The sequence below is a fragment of the Microbacterium mangrovi genome (genome assembly GCF_000802305.1).
GTDB lineage: Bacteria > Actinomycetota > Actinomycetes > Actinomycetales > Microbacteriaceae > Microbacterium > Microbacterium mangrovi.
This window is the reverse complement of sequence record NZ_JTDK01000020.1, coordinates 42,569-64,308: the sequence shown is the minus strand read 5'-3', so window position 1 is coordinate 64,308 and position 21,740 is coordinate 42,569. Positions and strand designations below refer to the sequence as shown.

Here is a 21,740-nt window from a genome sequence, read left to right as displayed (position 1 = left end):
GGAGACGAGCATGACGGAGACGACGCCGACCGGGTCCGACGACCTGCTGACCGCGCGCGACAAGGGGCTTCCGGCGCGTGCGATCGGGATGACGGCATCCGCGTTCCTCGCGACCCGGCCCCGGCTCGACGAGTTCTGGACGCCGATGATCGCCCTCGACGACGCCGCCATGCGCGCGAACGTCGCGACCATGGCGACCTGGTGCAAGGACCGCGGCCTCGAGATCATGCCGCACGGCAAGACCACGATGGCCCCCGCGCTGTGGCAACGGCAGACGGATGCCGGAGCCCTCGGCATCACGCTCGCGACGATGGGCCAGGTGCGCACCGGTCGCAGCCTCGGACTCCACTCGATCATGCTCGCGAACGCCGCCGTCGACCCCCGGTCGCTGGCCTGGCTCGCCGGCGAGCTCGCCGACCCGGGCTTCCGGTTCGTGTGCTGGGCGGACTCGATCGCCACCGTCGAGGCGATGGAGCACGGACTCCGGACGGCCGGCGTGCCGCGCCGGGTCGACGTGTGCGTCGAGCTCGGAGCCGCGGGCGGACGCACCGGGGCCCGGTCGGTGCGCGAGGCGGTGGCCATCGCCGAGCGCATCGCGGCATCCGACGTGCTCCGTCTCGCGGGGGTCGCCGGCTACGAGGGCAGCCTCGGTCACGACCGGTCGCCGGTCGCGCTCGCCGCCGTGCGGGCGTACCTGGAGGCGCAGCTGGAGCTCCACGACGCGCTGGCGTCGTTCTACGACGACGGCGAGCTGTACGTCACCGCGGGCGGCAGCGCCTACTTCGACATCGTCGCCGACGTGTGGACGGATGCCCCGCGCGACGACCGCACGCGCTTCACCCTGCGCTCGGGCGCGTACATCGTGCACGACGACGGCTTCTACCGCGGCATCTCGCCGTTCGACGAGGGTGCGGCCGACCCGTCCGGGTCGCCGCGGTTCGTGAACGCGATGCACGGGTACGGGCGCGTCGTCTCGAGTCCCGAGCCCGCCCTCGCACTCATCGACGGCGGCAAGCGCGACTTCCCGTACGACGAGGGCCTGCCCGTGGTGCGGGGCGTCGCCGCCGACATCTCCGGCCCCTGGCGGCCGCTCGACGCGGCGGTGTCCGCGATGAACGACCAGCACACCTACGTGCGGCCGTCCGAGCCCGTCACCATCGGCTCGGTCGTGCGGCTCGGTCTCTCGCACCCCTGCACCGCGTTCGACAAGTGGCGCGTGCTCCCGGTGGTCGCCTCGGCCGAGTCGGACGAGGTCACCGGCCTCGTCCGCACCTGGTTCTGAGGATGCCGATGACGCAGCGCACCGTGATCCGCGGCGGGTCGGTCGTCTCGGCGGCCGGGGTCGCGCGCGCCGACGTCGCCGTCGAGGGGACCGTGATCACGCAGGTCGGCTCCGTCGACGCGCACCGCGGCGATGTCGTGCTGGATGCCTCGGACCGTCTGATCATGCCGGGATTCGTCGACGTGCACTCGCACGCCGACGGGATGCTCGGCGACCCGGACGTCACGCGGGCGCTGCTGCGGCAGGGCGTCACCACGGTGATCGCGGGCCAGGACGGCGTGTCGTACGCCCCCGGCGACGGTGCGTTCGCCACCGGCTACTTCGCCGCCATCAACGGCCCCCACCCGACCTACACCGGCGGGGGAGTGGCCGCCTACCTGGCATCCGTCGACGGCGCGTCGCCGGTCAACGCCGGCTACGTCATCCCGGCCGGCACGGTGCGCTTCGAGGTCTGCGGACGCCGCCCGGGGCCCGCGACGGCCGGGGAGCGCGCCGCGATGGCCGCGCTCGTCGCCGCGGGCCTGGCGGACGGCGCCCTGGGGCTTTCGACCGGGCTCGACTACGTGCCCGGGATCTTCCAGGACGCGTCCGAGATCGCGGCGCTGTGCGTGCCGGTCGCCGCGGCCGGGGGCGTGTACGTCAGCCACATGCGCGGCGGCTATGAGGCGAACACCGCCGCCGGCATCGCCGAGATGGCCGACATCGCCCGCCGGGCGGGCGCGGAGGCCGGCTCTCCGCTGCCGGTGCACGTCTCGCACTTCCACGCGGACGCCGACATCGTGCTCGATCAGCTCGCCGCCCTCGAGGCCGCCGGGGTGGATGCCACCTTCGATGCCTACCCGTACATCCGCGGCTGCACGCTGCTGGGGATGCCGCTGCTGCCGCCGGAGGTCTCCGCGCTTCCCGCCGACGAGGCCGTCGCCGTGCTCACCGACCCGGCACGGATCGCCGAACTGCGCGCGGCCTGCGCGACCCGCGCCTCGCGGAGCCCCAGCCTCGGCCCGGAGTGGCCCGACATGATCACGTTCGCGCACATCGCCGCCGCGCGCTACGCCTGGGCGCACGGCCTCACCCTGCGCGCGGCCGCGGCCCGCGCAGGCCGGCCGCCCGCCGACTTCGCGCTCGAGGTCCTCGCGGCCTCCCGCCTGGAGGTGAGCGCCGTGATGGCGGTGCGCCACCCCCGACCGGCCACCGAGCTCGCCCGCATCTTCGCCCACCCGGGCCACACCGGCGGATCCGACGGCATCTTCGTCGGGGCGCACCCGCACCCGCGGGCGGCCGGCACCTTCGCGCGCTACCTGCGCGAGTACGTCCGCGAACTCGGCACCTGGACGTGGGCGGATGCCTCCCGCCACCTGTCCGCGCTGCCGGCGCGCCGGTTCGGGCTCGGCCGGCGCGGGGTCGTCGCGCCGGGCGCGATCGCCGACCTCGTGCTCGTGGACCCGGCGACCGTCGCCGACACGGCGACGTACGAGAGCCCGCGCAGCCTCGCGATCGGCATCGACGACGTGCTCGTCGCCGGGGTGCCGGTGCTGCGCGACGGCGAACCGACCGGCGCGCTGCCCGGCCGCGGCCTGCGTCTTGCCCACTGACCTGACCGAAAGAGAAAAGGAAGAAAGAACATGCCCAAGACCGGTTTCCACGCCGAAGGCGCCCCCAACCCGGCCGGCCCGTACAGCCACGGGGTGGTCGCGAACGGATTCCTGTACACCGCCGGTTTCGGCCCGCAGGATGCCGCGAACGACCACGCGATCGCCGACAACGCGGGCGACCAGACCCGTCAGGTGCTGCGCAACATCCAGACGGTCCTCGCCGTCCACGGCCTGACGATGGACGACGTCGTCAAGGCCACGGTGCACCTGCAGGACCTCGCCGACTTCGCCGAGTTCAACGAGGCGTACCAGGAGTTCTTCACCGCGCCGTACCCGGTGCGCACGACCGTGGGCTCGCAGCTGGCGAACATCCTCGTCGAGATCGACGTCGTCGCCGCTTTCCCGCAGGCCTAAACGCCGGCGCGCACGCGGGCGCCGTCGAACCAGTGATGTCCGGCGGCGTCCGCCTCGCCGGCGATGATCGCGGTGAGGATCTCGGCCGCGCGCTGTCCGTACGCGGTGGGAGCCAGATCGATGACGGTCAGGCGTGGATCGAGCAGCTCGTCGGGAGCGGCGGCGAACGAGGCGAGGTCGATGTCTTCGCCGATGCGGATGCCGGCGGCCTCCAGGATGATCCGGCTGGTGTGGGCCGTGCCCTGGCCGGCGCATACGACGGCGTCTGTGCGTCCGCCCGCGACGATCCCGGCCAGGCGAGCGTCGCTCGCCCACCGCGTGGGGTCGGTGGTGACGTCGAGCACTTCGCCCGTGCTGCCGGTCTCGGTGCACCAGTCCCGGAAGGTCCGGTCAGTGCTCTCCGTCCAGGCCGACCCGAGTTCGCGCCGGAGCGAGAGCAGGACGAAGTGGCGTCGTCCGCGGGCGCGCAACACCTCCAGCGCTTCGCGCTGCAGGTCGTCGTGGCGTGCATCCAGGGTGGCGGCGACGTCCGCTTCACCCACGCCGTGGTAGGCGCCGACCGAGAGGATGGGGATGCCGGCGCGCGCGAGCGCGAGCACGATCGGGGCATTCGGCTCGGGGTCGACCACCATCGCGCCGTCGACGGCGAAGGTGCGCGCGGGGTCGATCTCACTCGTGAAGAGCGTCAGATCCGATTGCGCGGCGTCCGCACCATCCGCCGCGCCGAGCGCGAACTCGGTGTAGAACGGCAGGCGGCGGGCGACGGACGGCAGATGGATGCCGTAGGTGCCCACCCGCCCAGACCGCAGGCTGCGCGCCGCGCGGTTGGTCACGTAGCCGAGCTTCTCGGCCGCCGCGTGCACACGCGCGCTCGTCGCGGGCGAGAATCGGCCGGTTCCGCTGAGCACGTTGGCGACCGTCGACTTGGACAGTCCGACCTCTTCCGCGATGTCGATGATGGTCGCCCGGGGCGTGCTCATCCCTACAGTCTAGGAGCGACCGGAATACCCGGATGTTGACTCCCGGGCACGGTCGGTGATAAAAGTGTCATCAGTGCTGGAACGTTCCAGCATTCCATCATCCCGACCGCAGCCGTTCGGAAGGAAACCCGATGTCCCACCCCGCTCCCGCTCCCGGGCCCACAGCGCGCAGCCGAGCCCGAGTCGTCATTCTCGTCGTCGACTTCGTCCTCGTGCTCTTCCCGCCCCTGCAGTGGGCGATCGCCCCGGGCCCCGCCAGCCTTTGGTACTACGTCCTTGCCTGCACACTCGTCACCCTGTCGCTGTTCGTGCTCTGGGCACTGCGCGACCGGCCCACCTTCGCCTCCCTCGACGACGACGTCGACGCCGAGGGAGGTACGCGATGAACACCGCCATGATCGTCGGCTACGGCGGCGTGCTCCTGTTCACCGTGCTCGTCATCGTGATCATGAGCCGCGGCAAGCGCGGCGACGGGACCCTGAGCGAATACGCCACCGCCGGTCGCTCGTTCAGCTCGTGGTTCGGCACCATGTCGTTCCTGAACACCTGGCTCGCCGGCAGCGTCTTCGTCGCCTTCGCGTCGTTCACCATCACCGTCGGCGTCGCCGGCTTCTACTCGTTGTCGTACTCGCTGCTGGCCGTCGTGCTGATGTTCTTCCTCGCGAAGCCCGTCAACGCGTGGGGGCGTGCGCATGACCTCCGCACGCAGGCCGACCTCCTGGGGCTGCGGTACGGATCGCGCGCCGTGCGCGTCGTGGCCGCCGTCATCGGAGTCATCGCGTCGGTGCCGTGGGTGGTGCTCGGCATGCAGTCGCTCGGCGTCGTCTTCACAGCGCTTTCGTTCGGCGCCGTGACTCCCGTGGTCGCCACGATCATCGGCATCGTCTTCATCGCGATCCGCCAGATCTGGACGACCCGGCTCGGCACGCGCGGGCTCATCGTCAGCGACATGGTGCAGGGCCTGTTCGCCTACGGGGTGGGGTTCCTCATCATCATCGGCTTCCTCACGTGGCTCCTCGCCCACGGCCACGGTCTCGGCCAGGTGCAGACCGGTCTGCTCACGATCCCCGGCCCGGACAGCCCGTTCGGTCCGCTCTACCTCTTCTCGCTCACCCTCACGGGCGTGCTCGGGGCGTGGTCGTGGCCAGACGTGTTCGTGCGCCTTTTCAGCGTCCGCAGCCCCCAGGCCGTGCAACGCTCGGCCGTGCAGGCCGCGCCCATCCTCCTGCTGTTCTCGGGCGGTCTGGTCATCGTGGAACTGCTCGCGACCAGCGTCCCGGGCGTCTCGGAGGCACCGGACTACGTGTGGTTCACCCTCGCCGGGCTGGGCGGCGTCGGCCTCGTCACCGCCGCTGGCATCTGCGTTGTGGCCGCCACCATGGGCAACGTGGGTGCGAATCTGCAGGCGCTGGGCACGCAGATCGCGAACGACGTGGTCGGCGGGGGCCGGACGGATTCGCCCACGCAGTCCTCGCGAGGCGCGAAGATCGCCGTCGCGGCGGTCACCATCGTGTCCGCGATCATCGCACTTGCCACCGCGAACCTGGTCACCGGCATCTACCTGCTCGCGATCGTCTCCTACCAGGCCATCTGCCAGATCGCCCCGGCCCTGCTGCTCGGGATCTTCTGGCGGCGCGGAACCGCGGCGGCCGCGACGAGTGGCATGATCGCCGGGATCCTCGTGGCCGGCATCCTGCAGGTCGCCTACCCGAACTCCATCCCGTGGCTCGGCGGTCTCACATCCGGTGTCGCCGGACTCATCGTGAACACGGCGGTGTACGTCGTGGTGAGCCTCGCGAAGCCTGCGCCGGCGGCGGAGCGGAGCCGCGTCGACGCCCTGTTCGCGGGACTCCGGGTCATGCCGGACACGACGGTGGTGACCCGCGTCCCCGTTCGCTGAATCGCTCGACAGACGCCCACCCGGAAGGACCCCGATGAACACCGCAGATGCTCTGATCAGCGCCGCCACCGTCCACACTCTCGACCCCGCGACAAGGGGCGACACGATCGCCGTGCGCGACGGCCGCATCCTCGGCGTGGGGACGCGAGCCGAGCTCGAGGCTCTCCGCGGACCCGGCACCCGAGAGGTGGACTACGGCGCGGCCGTGATCACTCCGGGCCTGAACGACAGCCACACCCATGTGGTGTTCGGGCTCGAGATGACCCGCGGGAGCGATCTGACCGACCTGCCGATGCGGGAAGTGCGGCAGCGGCTGCTGGCCGCCGCGCAGGATGCCGCGCCGGACGCGTGGGTGCAGGGCTGGGGGCTCGACCCGAACCTGTTCACCGGGATCGGGTTCGGCGGGCGCGTGTTCGACGAGATCACCGGCTCTGTGCCGATGTTCCTGCGCATGCGCGACGGGCACAGTGCGATCGTGAACACCGCGGCCCTGGATGCCGCGGGCATCACCGGGCGGGAGACGTTCGCGGACGAATCCCGCGTCGACGTGGATGTCGACGGCCGTCCGACCGGCTACCTCGTGGAGCTCGCCGCCATCGATCTGGTCGTGCGGGCGCTGCCGGGGGAGTCCGGGGCCGAGCGTCGCGACCGGTTCCGCGATGTGCTGCGCGGCATGGCCGCGAGGGGCATTGCGTCGACCCACGTGATGGACTTCGCCGACGACTCCCGCGCCCTCGTCGAGGCCCTGGAACAGGACGGTGACCTGCCGGTCCGGTTGCGGTTCTCGCCCATGGTGCTCGGCGGGGCGTCGATGGACGAGCTGGCATCGGTCGCCGCCCTCCAGGGCGTCGGAGGACGACGGTGGGGCGTGCACGGGGTGAAGTTCTTCATCGATGGCACGATCGACAACGGGTCGGCGTGGCTCGAGCGTCCGGACGCGTACGGGCAGGGGACGACCTCGGTCTGGAGCGACCCGACCGCGTACGCCGCCGCGCTTGGCTACTTCGTCGAGCGCGGCATCCCCACCGCCACGCACGCGATCGGCGACCGGGGCGTGGCCTACGTCCTCGATGCGCTGGAGGCGATGGGGGAGGCTCGGCGGCGAACGGCGCACCGTATCGAGCACATCGAGACCATCCCCGACGACCTCGTGACGCGCTTCCATGCGCTCGGTGTCGCGGCGAGCATGCAGCCCATCCACGGCACCCATCACACCCGGGCCGACCGCACCGACAACTGGTCGGTGCGGCTCGGGACCGAGCGCGCGGCCCGCGGGTGGCGGTGCCGGGACATCCGGAATGCCGGTGGCATCCTCGCGCTCGGGTCCGACTGGCCGATCACCCCGTACGATCCCCTGGCGATGATGGCGGACTCCATCCTGCGGCGGCCGGCGCTGCGGCCCGACGTCGACCCGGTGCAGCCGGAGCAGGCGTTGACCGCGCTCATGGCCCTCGAGGGCTACACCTCGCACGCGGCGGCCGCGGCCGGCCTGACCGACGTCACCGGCACGATCAGCGCGGGCAAGCGCGCCGACCTCACCGTGTTCGCCGAGGATCCGCTGATCGCCCGCCCCGAGGATCTCGTCCACATCCCGGTCATCGGCACCGTGCTCGACGGCCGGGCCGTCGCCGCCTTCCCGCAGGCCTAAGGGGCGACGCTGCCCGGCGCAAGGGGGTGCGGAGCACTCCCGCGCCGGGCGTAGCGTGGGGCCCATGCGATTCGGAACCTTCCTGCCACAGGGGTGGCGCTTCGACCTCGTCGACGTCGACCCTGCCGACCACTGGACCACCATGCGCACGCTCGCCGAGAAGGCGGACGCCGCCGCCTGGGAGTCCGCGTGGGTGTACGACCACTTCCACACCACTCCCGTCCCCAGCCAGGAGGCCACCCACGAGGCGTGGTCGCTGATGTCGGCGTTCGCGGCATCCACCTCGCGCATCCGCCTCGGGCAGATGTGCACCTGCATGGGCTACCGCAACCCGGCGTACCTCGCCAAGGTCGCCGCCACCGTCGACCACGTCTCGGGCGGACGCCTCGAGATGGGCATCGGCGGCGGCTGGTACGAACACGAGTGGCGCGCCTACGGCTACGGATTCCCCGAGGTGCCCGACCGCCTCCGGATGCTGCGCGAGGGCGTCGAGATCATGCACCAGGCCTGGACCACGGGATCCGCGACCCTCGACGGCCGGCACTACCAGGTGGACGGCGCCATCGTGCAGCCCCGGCCCGTTCAGCCCGGCGGCATCCCGCTCTGGGTCGCCGGCGGGGGCGAGAAGGTGACCCTGAAGATCGCGGCGAAGTACGCCCAGTACACCAACTTCTCCGGCACCCTGGAGACGTTCGACCGCAAGGCGGCCGTGCTGCGGCAGCACTGCGCGGACCTCGGCCGGGATGCCGACGAGATCACGATGTCGGGCAACTTCAACACGATCGTGGGTGCGACCGAGGCCGAGGCCCGCGACCGGCTCGCGGCGGTCAAGGCGCGGCTGCTGCCGCACCTCGGCCAGGAGCGGGCGGATGCCGCCGAGCAGGAGTACCTGACCTCCGCCGCGTTCGGCACGCCGGAGCAGATCGTGGAGCGTCTCGCCGAACGCGGACGCCACGGCCTCGCGTACAGCATCCACTACTTCCCGGAGCTGGCCTACGACACGTCCGGCTGGGAGCTCTTCGAGCGCGAGGTCATCCCCGCCCTCTCCTGAGCCCCCAGCCGGACGCGCCGTCTACAGCAGCGGACGCACCCCGGCGTAGGCGTCGGAGTCGACGTCGGGACGGGATGCCGCCCCACCGAAGACGCGTCCGGTGCCCGGCCGCTCCGACCACGCCGGCCACTCCGCCCGGCGCTCGCGGATGAGCACGACGGCGGCGCCGTGCGTGGCATCCGCGAGCGCCTGGGGCGGGTTCGGGCCGGCCAGGGCGGGGATGCCGACGGGGGAGTCCAAGCAGTCGAACCAGAACGGCACATCGATGCAGTGCACCGCCGACCTGAAGGGCGAGCCGGCATAGGAGTACCGGTACACCCAGGTCGGGGCATCCCCCCGGGCGTCCGCGGTGCGCACGACGGCGGTCTTGAACATCCTGTCGGAGATGTACCGGCCGAGGACCGCGGCGTGGCCCCGCGCGACCACGTCTCGGTTCGCGGCGAGATACGCCCGGCGCCGGGAGCCCTTCAGGCCCATTTTGCCCAGCAGTAGCGACAGCGGGATCCATCGCAGCTTCTTCGCCTGGCCGGCCAGGGCCATCGAGAACTCGTCGTCGGTGGCGCCGAGCACGAGCGGCTTGTCGGCGCCGACGCCGGCAGCGAGCGACTCGATCGTCGGGCGGGGGATGAGGTCGCCGTCGATCGCCGGACCGAGTCCGAGCCCCTCGTCGAGGAACCCGCTCAGATCCGCGCCGAGGTCGGTCGCCGCCTTCTGCGCCGTGAGGAGGGCATCCTCCGAGACGGCTTCGAACGCCGCGCGCGTGGGCTCGATCCCGAGTGCGTTCGCGATCTTCGCCGTGAGGGTGCGCGCCTTCTCCGGGGCGACGTCGGCCGTCGCGCCCGACAGCGCCCAGACACCGTTGAAGAGGTGCTGCGCCTTCTCGCTGCCGAGGAGGGTGAGCACCGCTCCGCCACCGGCGGACTGACCGGCGATCGTGACGCGGTCCGGGTCGCCGCCGAAGGCGCGGATGTTCGCCTGCACCCACTCGAGCCCGGCGATCCAGTCCCGCACGCCGCGGTTCTCCGGCGCGCCCTCGACGTGCCCGAAGCCGATGAAGCCGAGCCGGTATCCGATGCTCACGGTGACGACACCGTCGCGGTTGAACGCCTTGCCGTCGTACCACGGGCTGGCCGGGGAGCCGGCGAAGTACCCGCCGCCGTGGATCCACACCAGCACGGGCAGGGCGGCATCCTCATCTCCCGGAGCGGGGGTGAACACGTTCACGTTGAGGGTCGACTCGCCGGGCACCGACGGCTCCGGGATGAGGGTCACGCCGGGGTCGCCGCGCTGCGCGGTGGCGCCGAAGTCGAGGGCGTCGCGCACGTCGTCCCACCGGTCCATCGGCTGCGGCTCGGCGAAGCGCAGGGCTCCGACCGGGGCCTTCGCGAACGGGATGCCGAGGAACGCGGCGGATGCCCCCGCCGTGCCCGGCTCGCCCCGCCAGAAGCCGCGCACGGCTCCCTTGGTGGTCACCGCCTCCGCGTACGCGGTGGGGGTCGTCGTCTGGGTGTCGGTCATGATTCCTCCGTGTTCGGCGTCAGCGGACGCCCTTGATCGGGATGAGGGCGAGGGCGGCGAGCACGACGAAGATCATGCCGAACACGAACACCGCGGCGTAGCCGCCGAACGAGCTGACGATGAGGAGCGCGACCACCGAGCTCAGCGCCTGCGGGATGTTGGTGGCGACGTTCAGGATGCCGAGGTCCTTCGCAGCGGCCTCCTTGTTGGGCAGCACCTCGGTCATGAGGGCGGCATCCACCGACATGTACAGGCCGAAGCCGACGCCGTTGAGCACGCTCATGACGATCATCCCGGTCATGTTCGGCATGAAGAGGGGAAAGGCGAGCGAGACCACCATGACGACGGATGCCGCGTAGATGAACACCTTGCGGCGGCCCGCCCTGTCGCTCCACCAGCCCGACACGACGATCGCGAGGAGAGTGGGCACCAGGGCGACGAGGGTCAGGGTGACCACCGCGCCCTGGGCGGCGCCGAGCGACAGGTGGATGTAGTCGGTGAGGATGTACAGCTGGAACGCGGTGACGACGAAGTAGCCGAGGATGAGGAGGAACCGTGCGGTGAAGGCCCAGAAGAAGTCGGGGTGGCGGCGCGGGTTGATCCAGAATCCCTGGAGGAACGCCCTCCAGCTCCACGGCTCGACCGCGGCGTCCTTGGACGACCAGTCCCGGTTGAGGAACACGAACAGCAGCGTCGCGACGACGATGATGACCCCGAAGGTCGTGTAGCCGATGCCGATGTGGGCGCCGAGGGCTCCGGCGAGCATCACGCCGAGGGTCATGCCGATCTGCGTGCCGATGCCGAACATGGCGCTCGCCGCGCCGCGCTTGTCGCGGGGGAAGCGGTCGGGGGTGATCGCGGAGAGCGGGCCCTGCACGGCGTTGAAGGAGACCTGGATGACGACCCAGAAGATCGCGATCCAGAACACCGTGTTCATCGCGCCGAGGCCGAACAGGAACAGCGCGCCGACGATCGCGCCCGAGATCATCCACGGGGCGCGGCGGCCGAACCGGGACCGCGTGCGGTCGCTGAGCGCACCCACGATGGGCTGGGCGAAGAGGGTGAACACGAACGAGACGGTCTGCACGATCGTCAGGTTCTGCTCCTTGTGGGCGGGGTCGAGCAGGTACAGCTGCGACGGCAGCAGCACCGCGATGAGGCCGCCGTACGTGGCGAACAGGGCGAGCGCGTTGATCAGGATGCCGGGAAGAAGGGCCTTGCCGGGCGGCGGACTGGCGGCGGGCTCGCCGGGGCCGGGGCGGCTCGGGGAGATGACGCCGGTGGGGGCGATGGCGGCGGCGGGATCGCCGGCGGGCTGCGTGGTCACGGGGGACTCCTCAACGTCGAGTGTCGGAACGAGCGAAACGCGAGCGGCGTTCGGTATTTCAGTGTGCGCGTGTTCGCGCAAAAATTCAAGTCCTGAAATATATGTCAGTGAAGGGGATCGGCGATCACACGGGCCCGCGCGGCGCGCTGCGCCCCCAGCAGGGCGGCATCCGCCCCGAGCACGCTCCCGACGACGCGAGGCACGGGGAGCGCCCGGGCCTGGGCGATGTGGGGCTGGATGCTCCGCAGCACGGCCTCCACATCGGCGGCGAGGCCGGCGTAGAACCCGCCGAGCACGATGGTCTCCGGCCAGAACGCCGTCGCGCTGATCTGCACGGCCCGCGCCACTTCGGCGCAGGCCGGCGTCCAGGCCGCCACGGCCCGGGCGTCGCCGGCGCGCACCCGCGTGGTGAACTCGGCGAGGGCGGCATCCAGGCCCTCGGTGGTCGCCAGGTCGGTGAGTCCCGTCGCGGCGAGGAGGACGTCGGGGCCGGCGACGGTGACGAGGCAGCCGTGCTGGCCGCACTCGCACAGCTCGCCGTCGGGGATGATCGGCTGGTGGCCGAGCGCGGCGCCGATCACCCGCGGGGTGCGGGCTCCCAGCACGATCGCACCGCCGACGCCCGAGTCGGCCTTCAGGTAGAGCATTCCGTCCGGGTGGCCCGCCGACGCGTGCTCGGCGAGCGCGGCGACCTCCGAGTCGGCGATGAGCTCGACGGACCCGCCGTGCGCCTCGAAGGAGCGCACGGCCTCCGACCCGGCCCGGGTGAGGGCGATGAGGTCGACTTCCCCCCACTGCAGGTCGGTGTCGGCGAGGACGACCGGCGGCGTGCCCGCCACCGGGGCCCACACCACGATCGCGAGGTCGGTGATGCGGCGCGGCACGGCGGCGGCGACCTCGTCGATCGTCGCCGCGAGCACGGCGGCGATCGCGTCCGGGTCGCCCATCGGGCGGCCGTGCCGGCGCTGCACCCGCAGCAGTTCGACGCCTCCGAGGGTGGATGCCACGACCGTCGCGCGGTCGGCATCCAGCAGGGCTGCGATCAGGCAGAGGTCATCGGCGGCCGGTTCGAGCAGCACGCGTGGGCGGCCCTTGGCGGCGGCCACGGCCTCGCGCTCGCGCAGGAGCCCGGCGGCGGTGAGGTCCACCACGAGGGAGGTCACCGCGCCCCGGGACAGCGCGGTGGCGTCGGCGATCCCGCTGCGGGATGCCGCGCCCTGCTCGATCACATGCCCGAGCACCGCCGACAGGTTGCGGCGCCGGATGTCGGCGGTGTCGAGCGACGGCTGCGTCATGGCCGGCGGGGAGGGGGCGGTGACGCGAGGGCGTCGAACAGCGCGCCGACGGCGCCGGGCATGTCGACGTCGCGGTCGAGCAGCCACTGCACCTGGAGTCCGTCGGAGACCGCCTGGAAGATGCGGGCGAGGGTCTCGGCGTCGATCGCGTCGGTCAGCTCGCCGGCCTCCTGACGGTGACGGAGCGCCTCGGCGAACGTGGTGCGCACCGCTTCTCCGCGGGCGACGAAGTAGTCGTGCGCCGGATGCTCCGGGTCGGCGGCCTCCACGGACATGCGGGAGAACAGCTCGACGAGGCCGGGCACCTCGGAGTTGTGCTCGATGACGGCGGCGTAGTCCTCGCGGATGAATGCGGGGGAGTCCGGGTCGTGTGTGAAGCGGACGAGGTCGACCTCGTCGCGCTTGCGCAGGATCTCGACGAACAGCTGTTCCTTCGTGCCGAAGTAGTGCAGGAGTCCTGCTTGGCTGAGGCCCACGGCATCCGCGATCTCGCGCACGGACGCGCTGCGGAAGCCCTGCTCGGCGACGACCTCCAGGGCGCGCGTGAGGATCTCTTCGCGCTTGGCGACGCCCTTCGCGTACGATCCTCGTTTTGCCATGCTCCGAGCGTAGACCGCCGGAGACCTCTTGCGCATCCAAAACCGAGTGTTGTACGGTTTTTCTGCGCTCATGCCCGGGCGTTCCAGCTCCTTCCTCAGAGGAAACCCATGACATCGACGTCAGAGCCGACCCCGTCGGCGCCGCTCACCGAGACCACCTTCGTCCGCACCGCCTCCGGCGAGGTCGACCCGCCCGCGCCGATCAAGGGCGTCCGGCGGCTCCTGGGCTGGATCCTTCCGGCCAACCTCTCGATCTTCATCATCTGGGGTGCGGTTCCCGGGATCCTCCTGCCGCACCAGATCGAGCTCATCTACCCCGACGAGAAGCTCAAGGTCGCCTACTTCGCGATCGTCGCGACCATCGGCGCCCTCTGCGCCCTGGTCGCGCAGCCCATCGCCGGACAGATCTCCGACCGCACCAGGTCCAAGTACGGACGCCGCGCACCGTGGATCTTCCTCGGCGCCCTCGCCGGGGGACTCTCGCTCGTCGGCCTCGCCTTCGCGAACTCCCTGCTCGGGATCGTCATCGCCTGGTGCCTGGTGCAGATCTGCTACAACTTCGCGCAGGGGCCGCTCTCGGCGGTGCTCCCCGACCGCGTCCCGGTCGCCCGCCGAGGAACCTTCGCGACCCTGTCCGGCATCGGCCTGATGGTCGGTGCGCTCGGCGGCCAGATCGTCGGCTCCATGCTGTTCAACAGCCTCGTCGTCGGCTACATCTTCTTCGCGGTGTTCGCGGTCGTGATCCTGACCCTGTTCCTCGTGTTCAACCCCGACCACCCCAGCACCAACTTCGACAAGGAGCCGTTCAGCTTCGCCGACTTCCTGCGCACCTTCTGGGTCAACCCGGTCAAGCATCCCGACTTCTTCTGGGCTTTCACCGGCCGTCTGCTGCTCTACACCGGCTACTTCGGCGTCACCGGCTATCAGCTGTACATCCTGAGCGACTACCTCGGCATCAAGGACCCGAACACAGTCATCCCGCTTCTCGGACTCGTGGGCCTCGTCGGAACGATCATCGCGACCGCGTTCTCCGGCCCGCTCTCGGACAAGGTCGGACGCCGCAAGCCCTTCGTCTTCGGATCCTCCATCCTGATGGCTGCGGCACTCCTGCTTCCGTGGATTTCGCCGACGTTCACCTCCTGGCTCATCATGACCGCGATCATGGGCTTCGGCTTCGGCATGTTCCAGGCCGTCGACACCGCGCTCATGAGCCAGGTGCTGCCCTCGGCCAAGTCGTTCGCCAAGGACCTCGGCGTCGTCAACATCGCCGCCACGCTGCCGCAGACCTTCGCTCCGGGCATCGCCGGTGCGATCGTACTGATGGCGGGATACTCGGCCCTGTTCCCGATCGGCGTGGTGCTGAGCATCCTCGGCGCGGTCTGCGTCTTCTTCATCAAATCCACCAAGTAAGGAAACCCGGATGACCGACATCACGGCCAGCGATCTCACCCTCGAAGAGAAGGCCTCCCTCACCAGCGGCCGCGACTTCTGGACCACCAAGGGCGTCGAGCGCGTCGGCGTCCCGTCGGTGATGCTCACCGACGGCCCGCACGGACTGCGCAAGCAGACCGGAGGCAGCGACCACCTGGGCCTCGCCGACAGCGTCCCGGCGACCTGCTTCCCGCCCGCGGTCGGGCTCGCCGCCTCGTGGGATGCCGCCCTCGCCGAGCGGGTCGGCGCCGCCCTCGGCGTCGAATCGGCGATCGAGGACGTCGCGGTCCTCCTCGGCCCCGGCATCAACATCAAGCGCTCGCCGCTGTGCGGCCGAAACTTCGAGTACATGTCCGAGGACCCCATCGTGTCCGGGGTCATGGGCGCGGGTCTCGTGCGCGGCATCCAGTCGCAGGGCGTCGGCTCGTCGCTGAAGCACTTCGCGGCCAACAACCAGGAGCACGACCGCATGCGGGCCAGCTCCGACATCGACCCGCGGCCGCTGCGGGAGATCTACCTGCGCGGCTTCCAGCGCGTGGTCGAGGATGCCCAGCCGTGGACGGTCATGTGCTCCTACAACCGCATCAACGGCGTGTACGCGTCGGAGGACCCGTGGCTGCTCACCCAGGTGCTGCGCGGCGAGTGGGGCTTCGAAGGCCTGGTCGTCTCGGACTGGGGTGCCGTCAACGACCGCGTGGTGGGCCTTCCCGCCGGCCTCGACCTCGAGATGCCCGCGTCGGGCGGGCGCACCGACGCGCAGCTGGTCGCCGCCGTGCAGGACGGCACGCTCGACGAGGCGGCGCTGGATGTCGCAGCGAACCGCGTGCTCGACCTCGTGCGCAAGTCGCAGGAGCGCCCAGCGGCTGCCGGCCCTCTCGATGTCGACGCTCACCACGCCCTCGCACGCGAGGCCGCCGGTCGAGGCATCGTGCTGCTGCGCAACGAGCCCGTCGAGGGCGCGGAGAGCGGCATCCTCCCGCTGAAGCGCGACGCGAAGCTGGCGGTCATCGGCGAGTTCGCCCGCACGCCGCGGTACCAGGGCGCGGGTTCGTCGCTGATCAACCCGACGCGTCTCGAGAACGCGCTCGACGAGATCCGTGCGTACGCGCAGGCCGAGGTCGCGTTCGCCCCGGGCTTCACGCTGGACGCTTCGGCGGACGCTTCGGCCCTCCGTGCCGAGGCGGTCGCCGCGGCATCCGCCGCCGACGTCGCCGTGGTGTTCGCGGGTCTTCCGGCGTCGGAGGAGTCCGAGGGCTTCGACCGTGAGCACATGGACCTGCCGGCCGCGCAGCTCGAGCTCATCGATGCCGTCGTTCGGGCCAACCCGCGCACGGTCGTCGTGCTCTCCAACGGCGGCGTCGTGGCGCTGCCGTTCGCCGGCACCGTTCCGGCGATCGTCGAGGCGTGGCTGCTCGGCCAGGCCGGCGGCGGTGCGACCGCCGACGTGCTGTTCGGCGCCGTGAACCCCTCCGGCAAGCTCACCGAGACCATCCCGGTGCGCCTCGAGGACAACCCCTCGTTCGGCAACTTCCCGGGCGAGTTCGGCCACGTCCGCTACGGCGAGGGTCTGCTCGTCGGCTACCGCTGGTACGACGCGAAGGGCCTCGAGGTCACGTTCCCGTTCGGGCACGGGCTCTCGTACACGACGTTCGCGTACGGGGATGCCACGGCATCCGTCGACGCTGCGGGCGACGTGCTCGTCACGATCCCGGTGACCAACACCGGCGCGGTCGCGGGTCGCGAGATCGTGCAGGTCTACACCGCGCCGGTCTCATCGGTCGTGCAGCGGGCGCCGCGCGAGCTCAAGGCGTTCGCGCCGGTGTCGCTCGAACCGGGCGAGACCGTCGCGGTCGAGCTGACGGTGCGTCGGGAGGACCTCGCGTACTGGGACATCCGCGTCGACGGCTGGATCGTCGAGGGCGGGACGTACGTCGTGGATGTCGCCGCATCCAGCCGCGACATCCGCTCGTCGGTCTCCGTCGAGATCGCGGGCGACCCGGTGGATGTTCCGCTGTCGTTCGAGTCGTCGGTCGCCGACCTGTTCCAGCACCCCGTCGCCGGCCCGATCGTGCAGCAGGCCATGGCCGAGATGTTCGGCGGCGTCGACATGGGCAGCGGGGACGAGGGGATGATGAAGATGATGGCGTCGTTCCCGATCGGCCGCATGGTCTCGTTCCCCGGCGCACCGATCAACCGCGAGCAGCTCGAGCAGCTGATCGCCACAGCCAACGCCGGCTGACCCGCCTCAGCGTGCGGGAGCGTCCGCCTCCCGCACGCTGAGCGTCGGCAGCAGCGCGTCGAGGTACTCGGCCGTCGCGTGCCAGCCGTCAACGGCCTGACAGGCGACGCCCATGGCGAGTACCGGGTAGTCGTTGCCGTCCGGGTCGAGCCGGTCGCCGACGAACAGCATGTCGTCGAGCGGGATGCCGGTCTGCTCACGCAGCTGCTGCATCCCGTACGCCTTGTCGATGCCGCGGTGGGTGATGTCGACCGAGGTGGAGCCGCCGGAGCGCACCTCGAGGTCGGGAAGCAGCGACTGCACGGCCTCGCGCAGTGCGTTCTTCTTGGACCCGGTGGGGTCCCACGCGACCTTCGCGTCGAGGGGGGCCTGCTGGCCGAGGGCCGAGTAGGTGATCTGCGACCGCCGGTCTTCGAGAGCGGGACCCCAGGTCTCGGCCTCCCACAGGCCCAGGCGCCGCGCCTCGGACTCGACGGCGGCCAGGGCGCGCTGCTTCTCGTCGTCGGAGAGCGAGTGCGCGTACACCGTGCGCACCCCGTCGGGTTCGATGCGGTAGTACTGGGTGCCGCACGTGGGCAGCAGGTGGATGTGGTCGAGGACGGATGCCTCGGCCGACGGAAGCCGGTCGACGACCTGCTTCTCGAACTGGCCCAGTTGGCCGCCGGAGATGATCGCGACCTCCACCCGTTCGGCGAGGGCGATCAGCTGGGAGCCGATGCGCGGGTCGATCGCGGCCTTGGACGGCGCGAGCGTGTCGTCGAGATCGAAGGCGATCAGGCGCAGAGGACGCATGCAGTCTCCGGGGGAGTCGGCGGAATCGGACGCCCCATTCTCCCAAATCCGATGGTGTGAATGATCTGCGAACCGCCCGGCACGCGGCGACGGGCCCGGCGTCGTTCGCCGGGCCCGTCTCGAGATGTGAAGACTGATCGTCAGAGTTCGTCGTCCGGGGTGGTGCTGGTCGACTGTCGCGTGACCCGCGCCTGGCCCTCAGGATCGACCATCGTGCGGTTCGTCGTCACGCTGCGCCGGCGGCGGAGCATGAAGATGAGCCCGAGCACGAAGATGATCGCGCCGGCGATCATGAGGATCCATCCGACCATGTGCAGGTCGATCCACGACACCGAGATGTTCAGTGCCCACTCGAGGATCGCGCCGATGACGAAGAGAACGATTCCTGTTCCGATACTCATGCTGTGCCTCCCGTTCGACGGCGAGGTTAGCCGGAGTACAGGTGCCTTACCCGGCCATTGCACACGATCTTCGGAGTCGCTACAATCCACCGGAAAACGACAGAGGACCGGCCATCGCGGACCGGTCCTCTTCTGCTGGTCGGGGTGACAGGATTTGAACCTGCGGCCTCTTCGTCCCGAACGAAGCGCGCTACCAAGCTGCGCCACACCCCGTTGCTCAAGCAACCCTACGAGTCTACCTGATGCCGGGGGATGCTCCGAACCAGTGCGGCGTCCCGGGCGCGGCGTTCGGCGTCACGGCGCGGGGGCGAGTGCGCCCACGGCGGCGACGGCGGCTTCGGTGCGGGACGCGACGCCGAGCTTGCGCAGGATGGCCGAGACGTGCACGCTGACCGTCTTCACGCTGATCACGAGCCGCTCGCTGATCTGACGGTTCGTGAGCCCCTCGGCCAGCAGCGCCAGCACCTGGAGTTCGCGGGCGGTGAAGCCGGCATCGGCGATCGTCGACGCCTCGCCCGCGTGTGCGGCGAGGCCCGATGCCGCGCCGAAGGCGGCGACAGCGCGCTGCAGCGGGACGTGGTGGAGTTCGTCCGCGAGCGTGGTCGCCTCCGCGAGGGCGGAGGCGGCGCCGGGCCGGTCGCGGTCCGCGGCGAGCGTGCGGGACAGCTCCAGCCGGGTCACGATGCGCATCGGTGCGGGGACGTCGCCGGCGTCGGCGGCATCGACAGCCCGAGCGAGGGCGGCGGCATCCGGGTGCAGCAGCGAGCGTGCGATCGTGCGCCAGCGCGGCCCGCACCAGGCGGCGGGAAGGGCATCCCACGCGGTCTCGATGCGCTCCGCGATCGCGTCCAGTTCGGTGCGGGGGAGGGCGCCGCGCAGGCGCACCAGCGCGACGTCGGCCGCGCCCTGCAGGAGGATGCGCGCCGTGTGCAGCGTCATGGGGCCGTCGTCGTCGAGCATGTGCGCGGCGGCGCGGAGGGCCGTGACGTGGTCTCCGGCGGCTTCGGCGGTGGCGATGTCCATTTCGACCAGGGCGTACCAGACCTGGCGCTCGAACGTGGCCGCTGCGTCGTGCACGGGCCTGGTCTCGCGCAGCAGCGCGGCTGCCGCATCCGCCTCGCCGCGCCAGGCGAGCACGCGCACGCGGGATGCCGTCATGTAGGCGCGGATCACGGGGAAGGTGGGCAGGTCGAGGCTTCGCGTCAGCAGGGCCTCGGCTCGGTCGATCTCACCGAGCTCCACGAGCGGTTCGATCATGTTCTGCACGAGCATCGACCCCGACGAACGCTCCACGCCGAGGGCGCGGGCGCGATCGAGTCCTTCTTCGGCGACGGCGACCGCTTCGCGGTAGCGGCCGAGCATCGTCAGAGTGTCGGAGTAGTTGACGTAATAGCGCAGGGTCGCGTTGGTGTTGCCCGCGTACTCTCGCGCCGACGCGAAGTCCGCGAGCGCTTCATCGAAGTCGCCGCGGTGCATCCGGGCGGAGGCCCTCATGTTGCGTGCGATCGACATCTCATCCCGGTCGCCGGATCGCTCCGCCAGCGACCACGCGTCGTCGGCGGTCGCGATCGCGGCGTCGACCCGGCCGGCGACCATGTGACGGCTGGCGAGGTAGTTGGTGATCACGGCGCGCAGGCGATCGTCGTCGACGGCGTGCGCGTCGAGCACCCGGAGGGCTTCTTCGAGCAGGTCGACGGCGCCGGGGCGGCCGAGGTTGTTGAGGTACACCGCCTTGTCGCGCAGCAACCGGGCGTGCAGCGCCGGACTCTCGGCGACGCCCGGATCGGCCAGTGCGTCGTCGACGGTCGCCAGCGCACGGTCGCTGCGCCCGGCGTTCCGCAGGGACGACGCCACCTGCAGCATCAGGGTGAGGCGGTCGGTGCCCGCCGCTGCTTCGGGGTCGACGACCTGATCCCACAGCTCGAGCGCCAGTTCGCCGAAGCGCGCGGCCGCCGCGAACGCGTACCTGTTCTTGGCCGCCCGCATCGCCGTCGACGCAGCCGTCAGGGCGCGGCGCTGATCGTGGGCGCCGCGCCAGTGCCGGGCGAGTTCGGCGTGCACCTGGGCGCGGGGGTCGGCGTCGAGCACCGACTGCAGGTGCTCGGCGTAGGCGCGGTGCAGCCGCACGCGCTCCCCGGGGAGCAGCTCGTCGGAGACCGCGTCGCACAGCAGGGCGTGGCGGAACGCGTAGCCGTCGCCGTCGACGAGCATGACGCCGGCCTGCACCGTTTCGCGGATCGCGGCGTCGAGCCGTGGGCCGTCGAGCGCGGAGACGATCGCGAGGGTGTCGTGGTCGGGGCATCCGGCCGAGACCGAGGCGACCCGCGCGACGTGCGCGGCGTCGGGGCTCAGCATGGTGTAGCCGCCGAGCAGGGTGTCGCGCAGCGTCTCGGGGAGCGGTCCGGTGGTCTGCCGCGAGAGTTCTTCGACGAACAGGGGCACGCCGTCGGCGCGCGCGGTGAGGCGGTCGACTGCATCTTCGTCGTCGGTTCCGAGGAGTGCCATGGACAGGAGGCGTGCCGAATGCGGGTCGAGTCGGGCGAGCTCGATGCGTTCGACCATGCCCGCACGCGTCGCCTCTCCGACGAAGACCCGGGCCGGGTCGCGGGGACGCGATCCGCCGGTGCGCCAGCTGAGGACGACCAGGAGGCGTCCGCGCGTGGCGACGCTGAGCAGGAATGAGAGCAGGGTGAAAGTGGCCTCGTCGGCCCACTGGATGTCTTCGATCACCAGCACGAGCGGTCGCGCGAGCGCGAGGGTCTCGACGAGTGTCACGAAGGCCTCGCGGAGGCGCTCGGGACTGGCCGGGCCTGTGTCGGCATCCGCGTCCGCCTCGTCGGCGAGATCGGGGAGCAGTCGCAGCAGTGCTGCGCGCCCCGGCCCGGCCGCCTGCCATACGGCACTCGCGCCGCGGACGGCGACGAGGCCGCGGAGGAGGCCCAGGATCGCGCCGTACGGGGTGGGCGTGGTGCCGAGGTCGACGTTGCGGCCGGTCACGACGTCGGCCTCATCCCGCGCCGATGCCGCGAACTCGCGCAGCAGCCGCGATTTGCCGATGCCGGGCTCGCCGGAGACGACGACCGCCGTGGGAGTGCCGTCGAGCGCCCGCGCGAACAGCGAGCGGAGCCGATCGAGCTCGGCGTCGCGCCCCACCATGTCGGCGGACGTGGCGAAGCTCGCGGTGAAGGGCATGCCTCCATCGTGCCAGCGACCTCCGACAGCGGGTCGAAGCGCGTCTTCCATATCTCTCGCCCTGTGGGCCGCGGGGCTG

General features: G+C 71.2%; 17 protein-coding genes and 1 tRNA gene. 9 read left to right on the top strand and 9 right to left on the bottom strand.

Features of this window, described 5'->3' with window-relative positions; translation table 11 throughout:
• Positions 1–10 precede the first annotated feature (10 nt).
• Genes LK09_RS18515 through LK09_RS18505 form a run of 3 tightly spaced genes read left to right on the top strand, consistent with a single transcriptional unit; the run spans position 11 to position 3,288 of the window.
• Positions 11–1,282: a type III PLP-dependent enzyme domain-containing protein gene (locus LK09_RS18515; protein ID WP_039402871.1), complete on the top strand. Its 1,272-nt coding sequence runs from the start codon at positions 11–13 to the stop codon at positions 1,280–1,282.
• Positions 1,283–1,290: 8 nt separating this feature from the next.
• Positions 1,291–2,874 (top strand): N-acyl-D-amino-acid deacylase family protein, encoded by a 1,584-nt coding sequence (locus tag LK09_RS18510; RefSeq protein ID WP_039402923.1) that lies wholly within the window; start codon positions 1,291–1,293, stop codon positions 2,872–2,874.
• Between the two features lie 30 nt (positions 2,875–2,904).
• Positions 2,905–3,288: a RidA family protein gene (locus LK09_RS18505; protein ID WP_039402869.1), complete on the top strand. Its 384-nt coding sequence runs from the start codon at positions 2,905–2,907 to the stop codon at positions 3,286–3,288.
• On the opposite strand, the gene LK09_RS20980 is transcribed toward LK09_RS18505, so the two are convergent.
• A complete protein-coding gene (locus LK09_RS20980; RefSeq protein ID WP_052226990.1) occupies positions 3,285–4,268 on the bottom strand; it encodes a LacI family DNA-binding transcriptional regulator in 984 nt (327 codons plus the stop codon). The genes LK09_RS18505 and LK09_RS20980 overlap by 4 nt on opposite strands.
• A 131-nt stretch (positions 4,269–4,399) precedes the next feature.
• Here LK09_RS20980 and LK09_RS18495 point away from each other — a divergent pair, with 131 nt between their 5' ends.
• From LK09_RS18495 to LK09_RS18480, 4 genes are all read left to right on the top strand, one after another.
• Positions 4,400–4,654: a hypothetical protein gene (locus LK09_RS18495; RefSeq protein ID WP_039402867.1), complete on the top strand. Its 255-nt coding sequence runs from the start codon at positions 4,400–4,402 to the stop codon at positions 4,652–4,654.
• Entirely contained in the window at positions 4,651–6,168 is a 1,518-nt protein-coding gene (locus LK09_RS18490) for a sodium:solute symporter family protein (protein WP_052226989.1), read from the top strand. The genes LK09_RS18495 and LK09_RS18490 overlap by 4 nt, the downstream gene beginning before the upstream one ends.
• 34 nt (positions 6,169–6,202) lie before the next feature.
• Positions 6,203–7,816 carry an amidohydrolase gene (locus LK09_RS18485; RefSeq protein WP_039402865.1) on the top strand — a complete coding sequence of 538 codons (1,614 nt, stop codon included), beginning with the start codon at positions 6,203–6,205 and terminating at the stop codon, positions 7,814–7,816.
• A gap of 64 nt (positions 7,817–7,880) precedes the next feature.
• Positions 7,881–8,867, top strand: coding sequence for an LLM class F420-dependent oxidoreductase (locus LK09_RS18480; protein ID WP_039402863.1), 987 nt, complete (start codon positions 7,881–7,883; stop codon positions 8,865–8,867).
• A 21-nt stretch (positions 8,868–8,888) separates the two neighbouring features.
• On the opposite strand, the gene LK09_RS18475 is transcribed toward LK09_RS18480, so the two are convergent.
• The 4 genes from LK09_RS18475 to LK09_RS18460 form a co-directional block, all read right to left on the bottom strand.
• On the bottom strand, positions 8,889–10,385 hold the full coding sequence (locus LK09_RS18475; protein ID WP_039402861.1) for a carboxylesterase/lipase family protein: 1,497 nt from the start codon (positions 10,383–10,385) through the stop codon (positions 8,889–8,891).
• 19 nt (positions 10,386–10,404) lie between these two features.
• Positions 10,405–11,712, bottom strand: a complete 1,308-nt coding sequence (locus tag LK09_RS18470) for an MFS transporter (protein WP_039402859.1) — start codon at positions 11,710–11,712, stop codon at positions 10,405–10,407.
• Positions 11,713–11,816: 104 nt separating this feature from the next.
• Positions 11,817–13,007, bottom strand: coding sequence for an ROK family protein (locus LK09_RS18465; protein WP_039402857.1), 1,191 nt, complete (start codon positions 13,005–13,007; stop codon positions 11,817–11,819).
• Positions 13,004–13,606 (bottom strand): TetR/AcrR family transcriptional regulator, encoded by a 603-nt coding sequence (locus LK09_RS18460; protein ID WP_039402855.1) that lies wholly within the window; start codon positions 13,604–13,606, stop codon positions 13,004–13,006. The genes LK09_RS18465 and LK09_RS18460 overlap by 4 nt, the downstream gene beginning before the upstream one ends.
• Positions 13,607–13,714: 108 nt before the next feature.
• On the opposite strand from LK09_RS18460, the gene LK09_RS18455 reads away from it, so the two are divergent.
• Positions 13,715–15,016 carry an MFS transporter gene (locus LK09_RS18455; protein ID WP_039402853.1) on the top strand — a complete coding sequence of 434 codons (1,302 nt, stop codon included), beginning with the start codon at positions 13,715–13,717 and terminating at the stop codon, positions 15,014–15,016.
• 10 nt (positions 15,017–15,026) lie between these two features.
• Positions 15,027–17,276 (top strand): glycoside hydrolase family 3 C-terminal domain-containing protein, encoded by a 2,250-nt coding sequence (locus tag LK09_RS18450; RefSeq protein WP_039402851.1) that lies wholly within the window; start codon positions 15,027–15,029, stop codon positions 17,274–17,276.
• A gap of 6 nt (positions 17,277–17,282) precedes the next feature.
• Here LK09_RS18450 and LK09_RS18445 read toward each other — a convergent pair whose 3' ends face one another.
• The 4 genes from LK09_RS18445 to LK09_RS18430 form a co-directional block, all read right to left on the bottom strand.
• Positions 17,283–18,068, bottom strand: a complete 786-nt coding sequence (locus tag LK09_RS18445; protein WP_039402849.1) for an HAD-IIB family hydrolase — start codon at positions 18,066–18,068, stop codon at positions 17,283–17,285.
• A 140-nt stretch (positions 18,069–18,208) separates the two neighbouring features.
• Positions 18,209–18,469, bottom strand: coding sequence for a DUF6458 family protein (locus LK09_RS18440; RefSeq protein ID WP_039402848.1), 261 nt, complete (start codon positions 18,467–18,469; stop codon positions 18,209–18,211).
• Between the two features lie 136 nt (positions 18,470–18,605).
• Positions 18,606–18,682, bottom strand: a tRNA-Pro gene (locus LK09_RS18435).
• Positions 18,683–18,763: 81 nt separating this feature from the next.
• Positions 18,764–21,661 (bottom strand): LuxR family transcriptional regulator, encoded by a 2,898-nt coding sequence (locus tag LK09_RS18430; RefSeq protein WP_039402846.1) that lies wholly within the window; start codon positions 21,659–21,661, stop codon positions 18,764–18,766.
• Between the last annotated feature and the right edge of the window lie 79 nt (positions 21,662–21,740).